Raw genomic sequence first — 14,733 nt, forward strand, 5'->3', positions numbered from 1 at the left:
CGCGCGATTCGCGTATTCACCACCTCGAGGGCCCCCATGTCGCACGAAGACCCCTATCGCCAGGATCCGGGCGCCGGTCGCGAACGCGGCGCCTATACCCCGCCGACCGACGAGGACCTGCCGTTCCGGCGGGGCGGGGGCGGCTATGACGCCCGCCGGGGCGGAGCGGGCGGGCCGCCGGTCACCCTGATCATCAGCGCGGCGGTCCTGCTGCTGCTGATCATCGTCGTGGTGCTCTATTACCGGGCGGGGCCGCGGGGCTCCGAGGATGCGCCGCCCGCGATCGGCACGCCGGTCGGTGAGTTGAAGGTCGAGGCCGCCGAGGATGCCCAGCCCGTCGATCCGGCGGAAGGCATCGATGTCTATGACGAGGCGGAGCCGATCGTCACCGCCCCGACCTATGTGCCGCCGCCCGAAGCGGTCCAGCCCAACGCCCGTCCTGCCGAGACCCCGGCCCCGGCGCGGGCCGAGCCGACGCCCACTCCGGCGCCGTCGTCCTCGGTGGCCGTCGGCGGCAATTCGGCCGTCCAGATCGGCGCCTTCTCGACGCCCGGACTGGCCGATCGTGAATACGGCCGGGTGGTCGGGCGCTACAGCCAGTACACTGAGGGCGCGGTAAAGCGGGTGCAGGAAGTGACTTCGTCCAGCGGATCGACCCTGTACCGGACCATGATCTCGGGCCTGAGCCGCGAGCAGGCCCAGGGGCTGTGCGATGCCATCAAGGCCTCGGGCGGCGACTGTATTGTGCGCTGATCCGAGGTGACGCGGGCGATCATCCTGGGCTGTTCGGCCCCCCGGCTAACCGAGGCGGAGGCCGACTTCTTCGCCGAGGCCCAGCCGTTCGGCTTCATCCTGTTCCGGCGGAATATCGAGGACCCGGAGCAACTGGCCGGGCTGGTGAGCGCGCTTCGCGCCACGGTCGACAACCCGGAAGCGCCGATCCTGATCGATCAGGAGGGCGGGCGGGTGCAGCGGATGATCCCGCCCCACTGGACGCGCTATCCGCCGGGTGACGCCTATCTGAAGGCCGCACGGGATCTGGGCGAGGCGCGCGAGGCCGCCCGGCTGGGCGCGCGTCTGATGGCGCATGACCTGCACGCCATGGGCATCGACGTGGACTGCCTGCCGGTGCTGGATGTGCCGGTGCCGGGCGCGCACGACATCATCGGCGACCGGGCCTATGCCCACGATCCGGAGCGGGTGGCCGTCCTGGGCCGGGCCGCCGCCGAGGGGCTGATGGCGGGCGGGGTGCTGCCGGTCATCAAGCACATCCCCGGTCACGGCCGCGCCCTGTCGGACAGTCATCTGGAGCTGCCGGTCGTGAACGCCGACCGCGATCACCTGGAGGCGTGGGACTTCCTGCCGTTCAAGGCCATGTCCGACATGCCGATCGCGATGACGGCCCATGTGGTCTACACGGCGCTGGACCCCGACCGGCCGGCCACGACCTCGCCTGTGGTCCTCGACATGATCCGCGAGGAGATGGGCTATCAGGGCCTGATCGTCTCGGACGACCTGTCGATGCAGGCGCTGAAGGGTGATCTTGAGCACCGGACCAAGCGCGCGCTGAAGGCGGGCTGTGACGTGGCCCTGCACTGTAACGGCGACATGGACGAGATGCAGGCCGTGCTGGCGGGCTCCAAGCGACTGAAGGGCAAGAGCCTGCGTCGGGCCGAGGCAGCGCTGGCGCGTCGCGTGCGGACGCCCGAACCGCTGGACGTCGTCGAGGCGCGGGCGCGCTTCGACCGTATGATGGCTCCGTATCTTGAGGCGAAGGCCGGGCCGGACGTCGGGGAGGCGCAGGGGTGACCCGGCCGTTCCAGCCCAATCTGAACTTTGCCGCGGTCGAGGCGGTCGAGCCGGAGGAGGCCTTCGTCGTCGATCTGGACGGCTATGAGGGGCCGCTGCATGTGCTGCTGGCGCTGGCGCGGAACCAGAAGGTCGATCTGCTGACCCTGTCGATCACGAAGCTGGCCGAACAGTATCTGGCCTTTGTGCACGAGGCGCGACGCCGGAACTTTGCCCTGGCGGCGGACTATCTCGTGATGGCGTCCTGGCTGGCCTATCTGAAGTCGCGCCTGTTGCTCCCGCGCACCCAGGCCACGCCCGATGCCGAGATTCCGGCGGAGGAAATGGCGGCGGCCCTGGCCTTCCGCCTGCGCAAGCTGGAGGCCATGCGGACGGCCGGCGAAGCCCTGATGCGCCAGCCGATCCTGAAGCGCGATGTGTTCACCCGGGGCGACCCCGAGGCCACGGTCATTGTCCCCTCGGACCAGATCGATGCCAGCCTCTATGAGCTGATGAGCGCCTATGTGAACCAGCGGCGTCGGGCCGAGCGGCGAGCCTATAACCCCGGCCTGCGGGTCGAGGCCTTTCCGCTTGAGGCCGCACGGGACTGGCTGCGTGACCGGCTGCCGGACATGGACGGCTGGACGGCGCTGGGCGAGATCGCTCCGCAGGCTGAAACACCCGACGAGAGCGGTGAGCGGGAGGGGCCCAGCCAGGCCAGCTATGTGGCCTCGACCCTGTCGGCCAGCCTGGAACTGGTCAAGGAAGGGGCGCTGGACGTGAACCAGGCCGAGGCCTTTGCCGATGTCTATCTGCGGCGCCGCGCCCAGGGCCAGCCGCTGGAGCTGACGCCATGAGCGACGAGGCGACCGAGGGGAAAAAGGGGTTGGCCTTCCGCCCTGATGACACCGAGATCGAACGTCGGGTCGAGGCGCTTCTGTTCGCGGCGGCCGGGCCCTTGTCGGCGGCGGACATCGCCCGGCGCCTGCCCGAGGATGCCGATGTCGGACGGGCGCTGGCGCGGCTGGTCGAGCGGTATCGCGACCGGGGCGTGACCCTGCAGGTCGTGGCCGATCGCTGGAGCTTCCGTACCGCGCCGGACCTGTCGTTCCTGATGACCGAGGAGCGCGAGGAACCGCGTCGCCTGTCAAAGGCCGCGCTCGAGACCCTGGCCATCGTCGCCTATCACCAGCCGGTGACGCGTGCCGAGATCGAGAGCGTGCGCGGCGTGTCCCTGTCGAAGGGCACCCTCGACCAGCTGCTGGAGATGGGCTTCGTGCGGCTGCGCGGACGGCGGCGAACGCCCGGCCGGCCCGTCACCTACGGTACCGCCGACCAGTTCCTCGAGCATTTCGGCCTGGCCAGCCTGAACGACATGCCGGGGGTTCAGGAGATGAAGGCCGCGGGTCTGCTGGACATGTCCATGCCCAGCGGCTTCGAGGTGCCCGACCCGGGCCGCGCGTCGGACGGCGATGACGAGCTGGACCTGCTGGACCACGAGGACGCGCCCGAGTTCGCCCAGGACTTTGTGGGTGACCCCGAACGCTAGGCGGGCGGCAGGCGATTGACGCCCAGGATCCAGCCTTCCTCGGTCTCGACCTGACGGATCAGCTCCTCGGAGGCACCCTTCGGCGGGGCGAAGGCCGCCGCCAGTTCGCCGCGGTCATCCATGTGGGCAAAGGCCTCGGCGGTGACCCGGACCTGGGCCTGGTCCTTGAACTCGCCCTCGTTCGGTTTGGCATCGAACAGCGACGGCCAGACCTCGACGACCAGGGCCGACAGGGGCTCGATGTCGGATGCGTCGAGCGCGCGCCAGCCCGTGCCGAAGGGCCAGACGGCGGCGGAGGTATCCAGCTTTTGCAGCAGCCGGTTGACGGCGGCGATGCCGACCAGGGTCTGGCCGCCCACGGCGCCGGCGCCATGCATCTGCCAGACGCTCTTGGGTTGCAGGCGCCCCTGCCGGGCGGCGTGCTCGGTCGCGCGGAACTCGGGGATGTCGGCCCCGGCGCCCTCGGGCGGCTTGGTCGCCGTCAGCCAGCGCTGGGTCTGTTTGGCGGGCGCCCCCCAGAACGGCCAGGCCTGATCGGTCATCAGCCGGTTCATCTTGGCCGCGACCTGATAGCGGTTGTTGGTATTGTCCGCCTTGTCGACCACGTTCGAGGCGATGAAGTTCCACATGCCCCGCCAGCTGGTGTCCTTCAACTGAAGACGCGCGGCCGTCCCGGCCGGATAGCCGAAGTTGAAGTCGAAACCGACCAGCACCCGGTCGCCGCGCTTGCGGTGATCGGCCAGCAGGGAGGCGATCAGCGCCTCGCCCTCGGCGCGGGTCGCGACGTTGTGGGTCTCGGTATAGAGGCGGAAGCGCACGTCGCGCTTGGCCACGCCGACCCACAGCGACTGGTCGCCCAGCTTGCGGCTCTCGGCGGCGGTCCAGTCGGCGATCAGATAGGCGTCAAACAGGCGGGCCACGGCGGGCGCTCCCAGAGAAAAGGCGGAACAGGAATGGGCGGGCTTCTAGACCCGCAGGAACTGAACGCAAAGCGCAAAGGCGGGGTTCAGGGCCGGATCAGGGCCTCGAGGTGCGACAGCCAGCGGCGTCCGAGGCGCAGGGCCTCGGACGGCGAGCCCTCTGGCGACGGGGCTGCCGTATCCCACAGGTTCAGCTCGAACTCGGGATGGCGGGCGTCCATGAACATCAGGCGCAGGACGACCAGTTCGGCATCTGGTGCCAGGATGTCGAGCGCCTTTCGGGCCTCGCCACGACGCACGCGGGCGACCACATGGCCGTCGACGATGATCTCGGCGCCGTCGATCTCTTCGAAGCCATAGACGAGACCATGGGCCCCGCGCGCCCAGAGGACGGCGATCTGGCCCTCGTCGAAGTCGAGACCGGCCGCCTTGCCCTCGGCGGGCGAAAAGGCCTCGACCTCGGGCGGCACGCCGAGGGTCTTGAGCAGGGTACGGCGGAGGCGACGCTCGCTCTCCATCCACCAGGCGAGGGCCAGCATGACGGTGGTCAGGGCCGCGGCCGCCAGCGCGACCAGCAGCATGAAGCGCACCGCCTCGCCCACCTTCAGTCCTCCAGCGTCACGACCACCGGCACGTGGTCACTGGGCTTGTCCATCTCGCGCGCCTGGCGATGGGTCTGGATGCCGGCGAAGCGGTCGGCGGCCTGGGGCGAGAGCAGGTGGAAGTCGATGCGGATGCCGTGGTCACGCTGCCAGGCGCCGGCCTGATAGTCCCAGAAGGTGAAGGTGCCCGGGGGCTCGTGGCCCAAGGCATGGCTGTCCGACAGGCCGAGGTTGCACAGGGCGCGGAAGGCCGCGCGGCTCTCGGGCTGGAACAGGGCGTCATCGACCCAGGCGGAAGGATCGCGGGCGTCTTCGGGCGTCGGAATGACATTGTAGTCGCCGCACAGCACGAAGGCTTCTTCCAGCGCCAGTAACTCGCGCGCGTGACGGTTCAGGCGGTCGAACCAGCCGAGCTTGTAGCTGAACTTCTCGGTGCCGACGGGATTGCCGTTGGGCAGGTAGAGACCGCCGACGCGGACGGGCCGGGGGCCTTCGACCACGGCCTCGATATAGCGGGCCTGTTCATCCGACGGATCGCCCGGCAGGCCCTTGCGCACATCCGACAGCGGCAGTTTCGACAGCAGGGCAACGCCGTTGTAGCTCTTCTGGCCGTGGGTCTCAACGTTGTAGCCGAGCGACTCGAAGGGCTCGCGCGGGAATTTTTCGTCCACGCATTTGATTTCCTGAAAGCAGGCGACGTCGGGCTGATGCTCGCCCAGCCAGGCGAGCACGGTCTCGAGGCGGGCGTTGACGGAGTTCACGTTCCAGGTGGCGATGCGCATGGGCGGAAGCTAGTGCGATTTCCCGCGCGAGGCGAGGGGGCGGGCAGAGGCCCTTTCGCCCACGAAAAAGCCCGGCGCACCGTGATGCGCCGGGCCGTTCCATTGCCTGGGGCGAAGCTTATTGTTCCGGGACGTTTTCCGGTTCCACGGTGGCGCCCAGGGCGTCGCCGGTCAGCTCGCAGGGCTTGCTGAAGATCTGCACGGCGTCGACGCAGGAATAGACCTGCTGGGTCGAGCCGTTTAGGAAGCGCACGATCATGCCTTCGCCGGTCGAGCATTTGACCTCATAGAAAGCGCCACGATCGGCCGGGCCGTCGCCCATCCAAGATACGTCCTCGACGTTGCAGGCGGCGACCTCGGTGTTGGCGACCAGCTTCGGCCATTCGCCGCGGGTTTCTTCGGCGGTGGTCAGCTGGCAGGTGCCGGTCGAGATCAGGGCATAGCGCCAGCAGGGCATGGCGCTCCAGCTGCCGGACTCACTCTTCTCAAGGCGATAGCCGTCGGCGCTGGCGCAACCCAGCTCATACACGCGGGTGTTCAGCGCGACCGCTTCGTCCGCGTCGCATGAGACGCCCGCCTCCCGCGCATAGGCGCTGATGACCTGGACGCGGTTCTGGTTGCCCGGCAGGGCGCACTGCAGGCCGACCTCGGCCTCAGGATTTTCACGGCGCAGTTGCCAGGCGAGGCTGGACTGCAGCACGCAGTCGGAGGCCGTTGGTGCGCCCTCGACCGCTTCCAGAATGTAGCCCGGGCCCGAGGCGCAGGCGACTTCATACAATTTGGCGCCACCCTCGCGCATGCCGAGCAGCGAGGATTCGGTCACTTGGCAGGAGGGGACGGCGACGGCGGCGACGCTGGTCGCCTGGGCCATCACTTCCTCAGCCGTCGGGGGCGCGGGCTGACGACCGCGCTGGCGCTGCTGGTTGCGATCACTGCGACCGCCGCCGATCCGACCGGGCAGGACGACCTCACCCTGGACCTGGCCAGAGGCTTCGGACGACTCCTCGCTACGATTATTGCCGCGGTTGTCCTGAGCCAGTGCCGGGCTGGCACCCAGCAGGGCGAGGGCGAGGGCGGACCCGGCAAGGGCGGTGAGCTTGATCGATGAGGACACGGAGGAGGCTCCTGGCAACTTTCACTTTTGTAACCCTTGGCGTGCCCATGTGACAGGGTCAAGGCAGGAACAGGGCAATCTCCCCGGGTGGACGCCCAAAGGCGAAATGGTCTATCGAAGGTTTCGATTGGAGACGCACTTGGCCGACGGCGTGATACGCGAGGACGGGGAGAGGGAAGAGACGGCCCGCGGCCTGACCTGGCCCTTTGCGCGCATCCCGGAGGCCGGAGAGGCAATCAGCGTGGCCGACGGGGTGTGGTGGCTGCGCCTGCCACTGCCGATGGCGTTGAACCACATCAATCTCTACGCGATCGAGGACGGGGACGGCTGGGCGATCATCGATACGGGCCTGTTCACTCCCGTGTCGGTCGAACTGTGGGAGGATCTGCTGGCGGGTGCGCTGAAGGGCCGTGCCGTGACGCGCGTGATCTGCACCCACATGCACCCGGACCACATCGGCATGGCGGGCTGGCTGTGCGACCGGTTTGAAGCGCCGCTGCTGATGTCGCGGCTGGAATATGTGACGGGGCGGATGCTGGTCGCGGACACCGGCCGACCGGCGCCGGAGTCGGGGCGGACCTTCTATCGCGCGGCAGGCTGGACCGAGGAGCAACTGGCCGGCTGGGGCCGCGATTATGGCCAGTTCGGACGGGTGGTCAGCGCGATGCCGGATGCCTACCACCGCCTGACCGAGGGCGATGTGCTGTCGATCGGCGGGGAGGACTGGGAGGTCGTGGTCGGTCAGGGCCACAGCCCGGAGCACGTCTGCCTGTGGCGGCGCTCGGACGATGTGTTCCTGGGCGGCGACCAGATCCTGCCGAAGATTTCGTCGAATGTATCGGTCTGGCCGACCGAGCCGCTGGCCGATCCGCTGGGCGACTGGCTGGCCTCGCTCGACAGACTGGCAGAGCTGTTGCCCGAGGACCTGCTGGTGCTGCCCTCGCATGGCGAGCCCTTCCGGGGCGTGCAGGCGCGACTGGCGGCCCTCAAGCGAGGACACGGCCAGGCCCTTGCGCGGCTGGAACGCCGGCTGGAGACGCCGATGCGGGCCGTCGACACCTTTGCCAGTCTGTTTGCCCGCCCGGTTGGCGACGGGCTGCGCGGCATGGCGACCGGCGAGGCGGTGGCGCATCTCAACTATCTGGAACGGCAGGGCCGCGCGGTGCGCGAGGCCGATGCCGAGGGCGTCGACTGGTGGCGCCAGGCCGACACCTTGCAGAAATCGAACGGGGAGTGACCGACGTGTCCGAGACCATCCACACCGAACTGGCCGACGGCGTCCTGACCGTTACCCTGGCAAGGCCGGAGAAGAAGAACGCCATCACCCAGGCCATGTATGCGGCCCTGGCCGAGGCGACCGAGCGCTGTCGCACCGATGACGCCGTGCGGGTGATGCTGATCCGGGCCGAGGGCGACAGTTTTTCGGCCGGCAATGACATTGCCGACTTCATCGCGCTGGGATCGCAGGCCTCGTCGCCCGCCGACATGGCCGTGTTCCGGTTCCTGAAGGCGCTGGCCGATCTGGACAAGCCCTTGGTCGCCGCCGTGAAGGGGCGGGCGGTCGGTATCGGCACCACCCTGCTGCTGCACTGTGACATGGTGGTCGTCGCCGAGGATGCCCTGCTGTCGGTGCCCTTCATCAATCTGGCGCTGGCGCCCGAAGCGGCCTCGAGCCTGCTGCTGCCCCGGGTGATCGGCCACCAACGGGCCTTCGAGATGTTCGCGCTGGGCCAGCCGGTCGATGGTCGCACGGCGCTGGCCTGGGGGCTGGCCAATCGCGCGGTGGCCGCCGAAGCCGTGGACGAGACCGCTGCCGATCTGGCGCGCCAGCTGGCCACGCGCGCCCCGAACTCGATCCGCAAGACCAAGGCGCTCATGCGGGACGCCGCTGACATGTGGGCGCTGATGGAGCGCGAGGGCGAGGCCTTTGGCAGCCAGATGAAGAGCCCGGAGGCGATGGAGGCCTTCATGGCCTTTACGCAAAAGCGGGCGCCGAATTTCGGCTGAGACATTTCGGCGATTGCGTCGCTGCCCCGCGCCCTGTAGCAGCGCGCGCCTATGGCCCAGCCGCTTGCCCAGACCCCGTCCGACCTGCCCCATCCCGGGGGTGCGGTGCTGCGCGCCGAACAGGCGGGTGATGCGGACGCGATCGACCGGATCGTACTGGCGGCCTTTGGTCCCGGACGCTTCGCCAAGACGGCCGAGCGTCTGAGGGAGGGCGGCTCGGTGGCCGCGGGCTTCGTTACCTGTGTCGACGACCGCCCGGTCGGCAGTGTGCGTCTGTGGTCGATCCGGGTGGGTGGGACGCCCTGCCTGTTCCTCGGGCCGATCGCGGTCGAACGCTCGGAGCGCAGCGAGGGCCTGGGCGCAGCCATGGTGCAGGCCTGTATCGATCAGGCGCGCGAGGCCGGGGCCGCGGGCATCCTTCTGGTCGGGGACGCGCCCTATTTCGGACGGTTCGGCTTTGCCCGGATCGACGGCGTAGCCCTGCCCGGACCGGTCGATCCGGCGCGGGTTCTGTGGCTGCCGCTGGCGGTCCCGGATGTGACAGGGCCGGTCACCCGCGCCTGAAGCGACTTTGCCTTAAGCCGGACAGCGCCTAAGTCTGGAGGATGGCAGAGAAGGAACCGAACACACTGGACGGGCTGGCACGGCTGGCGTCGGAACAGGGCGGGCGCGGCCTGCCGCCGGTCCATCTGTGGCACCCGGAGCATTGCGGCGACATCGACATCGTAATCCAGGCCGACGGCATCTGGATGCATGAGGGTACCCCCATCGGGCGGCCCGAACTGACGCGGCTGTTCTCGACGGTGCTGAGGAAGGACCCGGACGGCTATCATCTGGTCACGCCGGTCGAGAAGCTGAAGATCACGGTCGAGGACCTGCCGTTCCGCGCAATCCGTCTCAAGGCGGTCGAAGGCCATCTGGTGTTCGAAACGGATCAGGGTGACACGGTCATCGCCGGGCCCGATCATCCTCTGGTCGTCGAGACCGACCCGGAGACGCAGGAACCGGCCCCGCGCCTGCATGTGCGCGCCGATCTGTGGGCCCGGGTCAGCCGGTCGCTGTTCTATGAGCTGGTCGAGCGGGCCGAACCTGTCGACGGGCGGCTGTCGGTACGCTCGGGCGAAGCGGTCTTTGCCCTCGGCCCTGTCGGAGCCGGGCTGGAATGAACCCGGCGGAGGCGCTCAAGACGAGCCTGATGGCGGCACTGGATCCTGCGGACGGTCCGGCGGCGACGGCGGCGGCGCGATCCGACTTTGACCTCAACCCCGGGGCCGACCGACCGGCCCGGATGCTGCGGCCTGCGGCGGTGCTGATCCTGGTGATCGCCGAGGGGGTGGGACCGCGTGTGCTGATGACGCGGCGGTCCGACAGTCTGGCCAGCCATACGGGACAGATCGCCTTTCCCGGCGGGCGGCTGGACCCGGGCGAGACGGTGGTCGAGGCCGCCCTGCGTGAGGCCCGCGAGGAAGTGGCCCTCTCGGGCGAAGGAGTCGAAGTGCTGGGGCTGGGCGACCCGTATGAGACCGGAACCGGCTTTCTGGTGACGCCCGTGGTGGCCTGGATCGACCGGATGCCGTCGGTCGCGCCCAGTCCGGACGAGGTGGCCGAGGTGTTCGACGTGCCCTGGCATTTCCTGATGGACGCCGCCAACCACCGGCAGGATCACTATGAGCGTGACGGCGAGCCCCGGCGCTATTTCTGGGCCATGCCCTATGGCGAGCGCTACATCTGGGGCGTGACGGCAGGCATTCTGAGGGCCCTGCACGACCGGCTGGTGGCGTCCGGCGCCGAGGTGGTGGCGTGACCGCGCCGTCCCTGTCAGATGCGGCGTGGCTGACCGATCCGGCGACGCGGGCGGTGATGGCGGCGCTGGCGGCGCGGGGCGGGCCCGACGCTGCGCGCTTCGTGGGGGGCTGTGTGCGCAACAGCCTGCTGGATCGTCCGGTCGACGACGTCGATATCGCCACGCGACTGGAGCCGCACGAGGTCATGGAGGCCCTGAAGACGGCCGGACTGAAGGCGGTGCCCACCGGCCTGGACCACGGCACGGTGACGGCGGTGTCGGACCACCGCCCGTTCGAGATCACCACCCTGCGCCGCGATGTGACGACGGACGGCAGGCGCGCGACGGTCGCCTTCACCGGCGACTGGGCCGAGGACGCCGGACGGCGGGACTTCCACATCAACGCCCTTTACGCCGATACGGAGGGGCAGGTGTTCGACCCCACCGGACAGGGGCTGGCGGACATCGCGGCCCGGCGCGTGGCCTTTGTCGGAGACCCGGACCGACGCATCCGCGAGGACCGCCTGCGCATCCTGCGCTTCTTCCGCTTTCAGGCCTGGTACGGGCGGGGCGTCCCGGACCCCGCCGGGCTGGCCGCATGCGTGCGCGAGGCGGAGGGCCTGTCCGAGCTATCCGCCGAACGGGTCTCGAAGGAGCTGTTGAAACTGCTGGCCGCGCCGAACCCGGTGCCGACCGTGGCGATCATGGCCGAGACCGGCATCCTGCAGCGGCTGCTGCCCGAGGTGCCGGGACTGGAGGCGTTTCAGGGCGTGGCGAAGGTCAGCGACGACGCCGTGCTGCGCCTGTCCGCCCTGATGCCCCTGGATGTCGGGGCGCGGGACAGGGCGGCGCGGGCCCTGCGGCTGTCGAACCGGGATCGGGTGCGGCTGGTGGCGCTGGCCGGGCCGGTGCCCGACCTCGAGCAACTGGGCGAGGCGGCCGTGCGGGCCATGGTCTATGCCGACGGCCGTCAGGCCACGCAGGACCGGCTGACGCTCGCGCTCGCAGCCCGCCCCGGTCAGGTCGAGCGGCATCGCACCCTGAACAAGTTGGTGGAAACCTGGCCCATCCCCCGCATGCCCGTGGGCGGCCGCGAGGTTGCGGCCATGGGCGTTCCTCCGGGCCCCGAGACCGGCGCGCTGCTGGCGGCCTTCGAGGCCGGGTGGATCGCTGATGACTTTCCCGCCGACGGACACGCCGAGCGGCTGCGGGCCCTGATCGATCAGCGACCCGGCTGAGGTCGGGCCCGGGTGACGCGGCTCACGACCGGATAATGGTCGGATCCCGTGCGCTTGCCGATCCGGCGCGACAGGAAGACCAGTTCGTCCGAACGCCATTGATGGTCGATGCCGATGCCCAGCCATGACGGCAATTCCGTGGGCCAGGTGCCGGGCCAGGCCGGGGCGGGGGTCAGGCCGGTTTCGGCCTTGACCTGACGCCCGATGCGGGCGCTGGACACTGCATTGAAGTCGCCGGCCACGAGGATCGGATCGGTCACATCCTCCAGACGCTCGGCCAAGGACATCGACTGGATGATCTGGCCCCACTGGTACTGGAACGGCCAGGGTCGGGTCAGATGCACACCGACCAGATGCACGGGGCCGAGCGGGGTGTCAGATACGGCTTGCAGGGCCGAGAGCTGGTCGGGCCGCCCCGGCACGGGCGTAAGCGGGTAGCGGGATGCGAGGATCACGCTGCCGCGACTGCCCTTGGGCACGATGGTCTCCGACGCATGCTGGTAGGGATAGTCGGCGAGCACCTCATGGCGGGCGGCGAAGACGGCGGGGCTGACCTCGATCAGCAGGATGAGGTCGGGCCGGGCCGCACGGATGCTGGCGGCGACAGCCTCGACGTCGCCGTTTTCGGCATTGAGGTTGGCGGAATAGACGGTCAGCACGGGGGCCCCGCGTTCCGGGGCGCCGCGCGGCGGGGAGGCCTGCGGGATCACCGCTCCCGTACAGATTAGCAGAGTGCCGAAGGCGATGATCATCAGCGGGGGCCGCTTCATCGCCATGACCAGCAGGCTGGCGATCACCGAGCCGATCAGGGCGGGACCTGTGAACTGGGCGAGGATGTCGACCCAGCGATGCCCGTTGCCGCTTATGTGGGCCGCCGCCGGAATCAGCCACGGTCCGCAAAGGATCAGGCAGACTGCCCATGGCCACAGCACAAGAAATCCGGCCTTCAGTCTTGCCAACATGATGAACGTCGGTCTCCGTAGTGCGTTGAGGGGAGCGGGCAGGAGGGAAGCATGGTCAAATCGGTTGCCGACGTCGAGAACGTCTGGCTCAGTGTCGAGCGCATCAAGAAGATTTCGGACCGGGTGATCGGGATCGGGCCCTTCGGGCTGGGCCTCGATGGTCTTCTGACCTGGATTCCCGGACTGGGCACCATCTATACGCTGGGGGCCGGCGGCTGGCTGGTCGTGCAGGCCCTGCGCGTCAAGGCGGGACCCGCCACCCTCGCCCGCATGGTGGGCTATCTGACGGTCGATACGGCGACGGGGGTCGTGCCCATTGCCGGTGACGCAATCGACGCCCTGTTTCCCGGGCACCTGATGGCCGCCAAGGCGCTGCAGAAGCACATCGAATCGACTCACTGGGTCGAAATGTCCGAGCGCGAGGCGCACGAGCAGGGCGTGCACGACTCCCACCGCGAGGAAATGCGCGCCAATCGCAAGCTTAAGCGTGTGATCTACCTGCACGACTGATCGTCGGGATTGACGGAGGGGTGCCCTGCCGTCCAACTGCGGGTCTGCGTCTTCGGGAGCCAGGATGACCGCCGTATTCGATCGTGATGCCCTGTCCGAGGCGCTGGGCCAGACCGGCCAGGGAGACCGTGCGGCGTTTCGCCGGGTCTATGAGGCGACCTCCGCGAAGCTGATGGGCGTGTGCCTGCGTATCTTGTCTGACCGGCAATTGGCCGAGGACGTCATGCAGGACATCTATCTGACCGTGTGGAACAAGGCCGCCAGCTTCGATCCGGCGCGCGCCAGCCCCATCACCTGGCTGGTGACCATTGCCCGCAATCGCTCGATCGACCGCCTGCGCGCGGGCGGCGTGGCGCGCAACAGCGTGCCCGTCGATGCGGCCTATGACCTGGCCGACGACGGCCCCTCGGCCCTTGAACAAGTCCAATTGGCCGATGAGGCCGGGCGGCTGGGCGTCTGCCTCGACGAACTGGACGAAAAGGTCAGCCGGGTGATCCGCACGGCCTTCTTCGAGGGCGTCACCTATGAAGTCCTGGCCCAGCGCGAGGAGACGCCGCTCGGCACGATGAAGAGCTGGATCCGCCGGGGCCTGCTGAAGCTGAGGAGCTGTCTGGAACAATGACCGCTTCCGATCACGACGACCGCATCGCCCGCGCGGGCGAATATGCCCTGAGGGTGCTGGACCCGGCCGAGGAGGCTGAGGCCCGCGCCGAGGCCGCGCGCGACCCGGCCTTTGGCGCCGAGGTTGACCGCTGGAACAGCAGGCTGAGCCAGCTGGCCGACGGAATTGCTCCGGTTGAGCCCTCGCCCGGCCTGTGGCCGCGCATCCTTGCAGTGACGGGCGTGGCCGCCAACGACAATGCCGTGCGCTTCTGGCGGCGCTGGGCCATCGGGTCGACCGGCCTGCTGGCGGCCAGTCTGGTGGCCGTGGTGGTGATGGTCTCGCGGCCCGAGCCGGTAATCACGACCCCGCCGGCGCCCACCGCATCCCTGACCCGCGTGGCCACCCTCAAGCTGGACAATGGCGCCGCCGCCATGACGCTCGTCTATGACAGCGCGACGGGCGAGCTGTACCTGGCGCCGACCAGCGAGATGGAGGGCGACACCCGCATTCCGCACCTGTGGCTGGTCATGCCCGACAATGCCGGGGTGCAACTGGTCGGGGCCATCGACGGGCATGACACCTCGCGCCACAATCTGCAGGGCGTGATGGTCGGCCAGGCCACCCAGGCCATCGCCGTCGCCGTGTCCATGGAACAGCCGGGCCATACCCCGCATGCCGACCACCCGGACGGCCCGGTGGTGGCCCAGGGCGAGTTCCAGCCCCTCTGACCGCATCCGACGACCCGCTCCGGTCGTAGCTGAAGCGATGCGGGCCGGGTGACCCCTCCGCAGTCCGGCGCGCATCCAGCGGGGAGGCCCTTCCTCCGTCCAGCCAAAACCTCCCCGCTGACCCGCCTGCGCCAGATATGCGCCCC

Annotated in this window: 18 protein-coding genes; 13 read left to right on the forward strand and 5 right to left on the reverse strand. The window is 69.2% G+C overall.

Annotation, left to right across the window (positions count from 1 at the left end; all coding sequences use genetic code 11):
* The first annotated feature begins 36 nt into the window (after window positions 1–36).
* Genes LC068_RS12210 through scpB form a run of 4 tightly spaced genes read left to right on the forward strand, consistent with a single transcriptional unit; the run spans window position 37 to window position 3,337 of the window.
* Complete coding sequence (locus LC068_RS12210; protein WP_226637583.1) at window positions 37–753, forward strand: SPOR domain-containing protein; 717 nt, start codon at window positions 37–39, stop codon at window positions 751–753.
* Window positions 754–759: 6 nt separating this feature from the next.
* Window positions 760–1,809 carry a beta-N-acetylhexosaminidase gene (gene nagZ / locus LC068_RS12215; protein ID WP_226637584.1) on the forward strand — a complete coding sequence of 350 codons (1,050 nt, stop codon included), beginning with the start codon at window positions 760–762 and terminating at the stop codon, window positions 1,807–1,809.
* A complete protein-coding gene (locus tag LC068_RS12220; protein WP_226637586.1) occupies window positions 1,806–2,645 on the forward strand; it encodes a segregation and condensation protein A in 840 nt (279 codons plus the stop codon). Before nagZ ends, LC068_RS12220 begins: the two co-directional genes overlap by 4 nt.
* Window positions 2,642–3,337, forward strand: a complete 696-nt coding sequence (scpB, locus tag LC068_RS12225; protein ID WP_226637588.1) for an SMC-Scp complex subunit ScpB — start codon at window positions 2,642–2,644, stop codon at window positions 3,335–3,337. Before LC068_RS12220 ends, scpB begins: the two co-directional genes overlap by 4 nt.
* On the opposite strand, the gene LC068_RS12230 is transcribed toward scpB, so the two are convergent.
* The 4 genes from LC068_RS12230 to LC068_RS12245 all read right to left on the reverse strand — a co-directional run bounded on the left by LC068_RS12230 (window position 3,334) and on the right by LC068_RS12245 (window position 6,755).
* The gene (locus LC068_RS12230; protein ID WP_226637590.1) at window positions 3,334–4,257 is read right to left on the reverse strand and encodes a cobalamin biosynthesis protein CbiG; all 924 of its coding nucleotides are present in this window, start codon (window positions 4,255–4,257) and stop codon (window positions 3,334–3,336) included. The genes scpB and LC068_RS12230 overlap by 4 nt on opposite strands.
* Window positions 4,258–4,343: 86 nt before the next feature.
* On the reverse strand, window positions 4,344–4,859 hold the full coding sequence (locus LC068_RS12235) for a hypothetical protein (RefSeq protein WP_226637591.1): 516 nt from the start codon (window positions 4,857–4,859) through the stop codon (window positions 4,344–4,346).
* A 2-nt stretch (window positions 4,860–4,861) separates the two neighbouring features.
* A complete protein-coding gene (xth, locus tag LC068_RS12240) occupies window positions 4,862–5,641 on the reverse strand; it encodes an exodeoxyribonuclease III (RefSeq protein ID WP_226637593.1) in 780 nt (259 codons plus the stop codon).
* 118 nt (window positions 5,642–5,759) lie between these two features.
* Window positions 5,760–6,755 (reverse strand): hypothetical protein, encoded by a 996-nt coding sequence (locus tag LC068_RS12245; protein ID WP_226637596.1) that lies wholly within the window; start codon window positions 6,753–6,755, stop codon window positions 5,760–5,762.
* 139 nt (window positions 6,756–6,894) lie between these two features.
* On the opposite strand from LC068_RS12245, the gene LC068_RS12250 reads away from it, so the two are divergent.
* From LC068_RS12250 to LC068_RS12275, 6 genes are read left to right on the forward strand one after another with little or no spacing between them, the layout of a single operon-like run.
* A complete protein-coding gene (locus tag LC068_RS12250; protein WP_226637598.1) occupies window positions 6,895–7,992 on the forward strand; it encodes an MBL fold metallo-hydrolase in 1,098 nt (365 codons plus the stop codon).
* 5 nt (window positions 7,993–7,997) lie between these two features.
* Complete coding sequence (locus LC068_RS12255) at window positions 7,998–8,762, forward strand: enoyl-CoA hydratase (protein ID WP_226637600.1); 765 nt, start codon at window positions 7,998–8,000, stop codon at window positions 8,760–8,762.
* Between the two features lie 51 nt (window positions 8,763–8,813).
* Window positions 8,814–9,326, forward strand: a complete 513-nt coding sequence (locus LC068_RS12260; RefSeq protein WP_226637601.1) for a GNAT family N-acetyltransferase — start codon at window positions 8,814–8,816, stop codon at window positions 9,324–9,326.
* A gap of 41 nt (window positions 9,327–9,367) precedes the next feature.
* Window positions 9,368–9,928, forward strand: a complete 561-nt coding sequence (locus LC068_RS12265; protein ID WP_226637603.1) for a DUF1285 domain-containing protein — start codon at window positions 9,368–9,370, stop codon at window positions 9,926–9,928.
* Window positions 9,925–10,566, forward strand: a complete 642-nt coding sequence (locus LC068_RS12270; RefSeq protein ID WP_226637604.1) for a CoA pyrophosphatase — start codon at window positions 9,925–9,927, stop codon at window positions 10,564–10,566. The genes LC068_RS12265 and LC068_RS12270 overlap by 4 nt, the downstream gene beginning before the upstream one ends.
* Window positions 10,563–11,783 (forward strand): CCA tRNA nucleotidyltransferase, encoded by a 1,221-nt coding sequence (locus tag LC068_RS12275; RefSeq protein WP_226637606.1) that lies wholly within the window; start codon window positions 10,563–10,565, stop codon window positions 11,781–11,783. The genes LC068_RS12270 and LC068_RS12275 overlap by 4 nt, the downstream gene beginning before the upstream one ends.
* Here LC068_RS12275 and LC068_RS12280 read toward each other — a convergent pair.
* Window positions 11,768–12,745, reverse strand: coding sequence for an endonuclease/exonuclease/phosphatase family protein (locus LC068_RS12280; protein ID WP_226637608.1), 978 nt, complete (start codon window positions 12,743–12,745; stop codon window positions 11,768–11,770). The two genes, LC068_RS12275 and LC068_RS12280, sit on opposite strands and share 16 nt — an antisense overlap.
* 51 nt (window positions 12,746–12,796) lie before the next feature.
* On the opposite strand from LC068_RS12280, the gene LC068_RS12285 reads away from it, so the two are divergent.
* The 3 genes from LC068_RS12285 to LC068_RS12295 all read left to right on the forward strand — a co-directional run bounded on the left by LC068_RS12285 (window position 12,797) and on the right by LC068_RS12295 (window position 14,587).
* Window positions 12,797–13,255, forward strand: coding sequence for a DUF4112 domain-containing protein (locus tag LC068_RS12285; protein ID WP_209120393.1), 459 nt, complete (start codon window positions 12,797–12,799; stop codon window positions 13,253–13,255).
* Window positions 13,256–13,319: 64 nt separating this feature from the next.
* Window positions 13,320–13,877 carry a sigma-70 family RNA polymerase sigma factor gene (locus LC068_RS12290; protein WP_226637610.1) on the forward strand — a complete coding sequence of 186 codons (558 nt, stop codon included), beginning with the start codon at window positions 13,320–13,322 and terminating at the stop codon, window positions 13,875–13,877.
* Window positions 13,874–14,587 (forward strand): anti-sigma factor, encoded by a 714-nt coding sequence (locus tag LC068_RS12295; RefSeq protein ID WP_226637611.1) that lies wholly within the window; start codon window positions 13,874–13,876, stop codon window positions 14,585–14,587. The genes LC068_RS12290 and LC068_RS12295 overlap by 4 nt, the downstream gene beginning before the upstream one ends.
* The last annotated feature ends 146 nt before the right edge of the window (window positions 14,588–14,733 follow it).

Origin of the sequence: Brevundimonas poindexterae, assembly GCF_020524625.1 — a bacterium.
Classification (GTDB): domain Bacteria; phylum Pseudomonadota; class Alphaproteobacteria; order Caulobacterales; family Caulobacteraceae; genus Brevundimonas; species Brevundimonas poindexterae_A.

Excerpts from the sequence above, each read along its gene's own strand:
- LC068_RS12210 (WP_226637583.1), top strand. The coding sequence starts at position 37 with ATGTCGCACGAAGACCCCTATCGCCAGGATCCGGGCGCCGGTCGCGAA.
- scpB (WP_226637588.1), top strand. The coding sequence starts at position 2,642 with ATGAGCGACGAGGCGACCGAGGGGAAAAAGGGGTTGGCCTTCCGCCCT.
- xth (WP_226637593.1), bottom strand. The coding sequence starts at position 5,641 with ATGCGCATCGCCACCTGGAACGTGAACTCCGTCAACGCCCGCCTCGAG.
- LC068_RS12260 (WP_226637601.1), top strand. The coding sequence starts at position 8,814 with ATGGCCCAGCCGCTTGCCCAGACCCCGTCCGACCTGCCCCATCCCGGG.
- LC068_RS12265 (WP_226637603.1), top strand. The coding sequence starts at position 9,368 with ATGGCAGAGAAGGAACCGAACACACTGGACGGGCTGGCACGGCTGGCG.
- LC068_RS12270 (WP_226637604.1), top strand. The coding sequence starts at position 9,925 with ATGAACCCGGCGGAGGCGCTCAAGACGAGCCTGATGGCGGCACTGGAT.
- LC068_RS12280 (WP_226637608.1), bottom strand. The coding sequence starts at position 12,745 with ATGTTGGCAAGACTGAAGGCCGGATTTCTTGTGCTGTGGCCATGGGCA.
- LC068_RS12285 (WP_209120393.1), top strand. The coding sequence starts at position 12,797 with ATGGTCAAATCGGTTGCCGACGTCGAGAACGTCTGGCTCAGTGTCGAG.
- LC068_RS12290 (WP_226637610.1), top strand. The coding sequence starts at position 13,320 with ATGACCGCCGTATTCGATCGTGATGCCCTGTCCGAGGCGCTGGGCCAG.
- LC068_RS12295 (WP_226637611.1), top strand. The coding sequence starts at position 13,874 with ATGACCGCTTCCGATCACGACGACCGCATCGCCCGCGCGGGCGAATAT.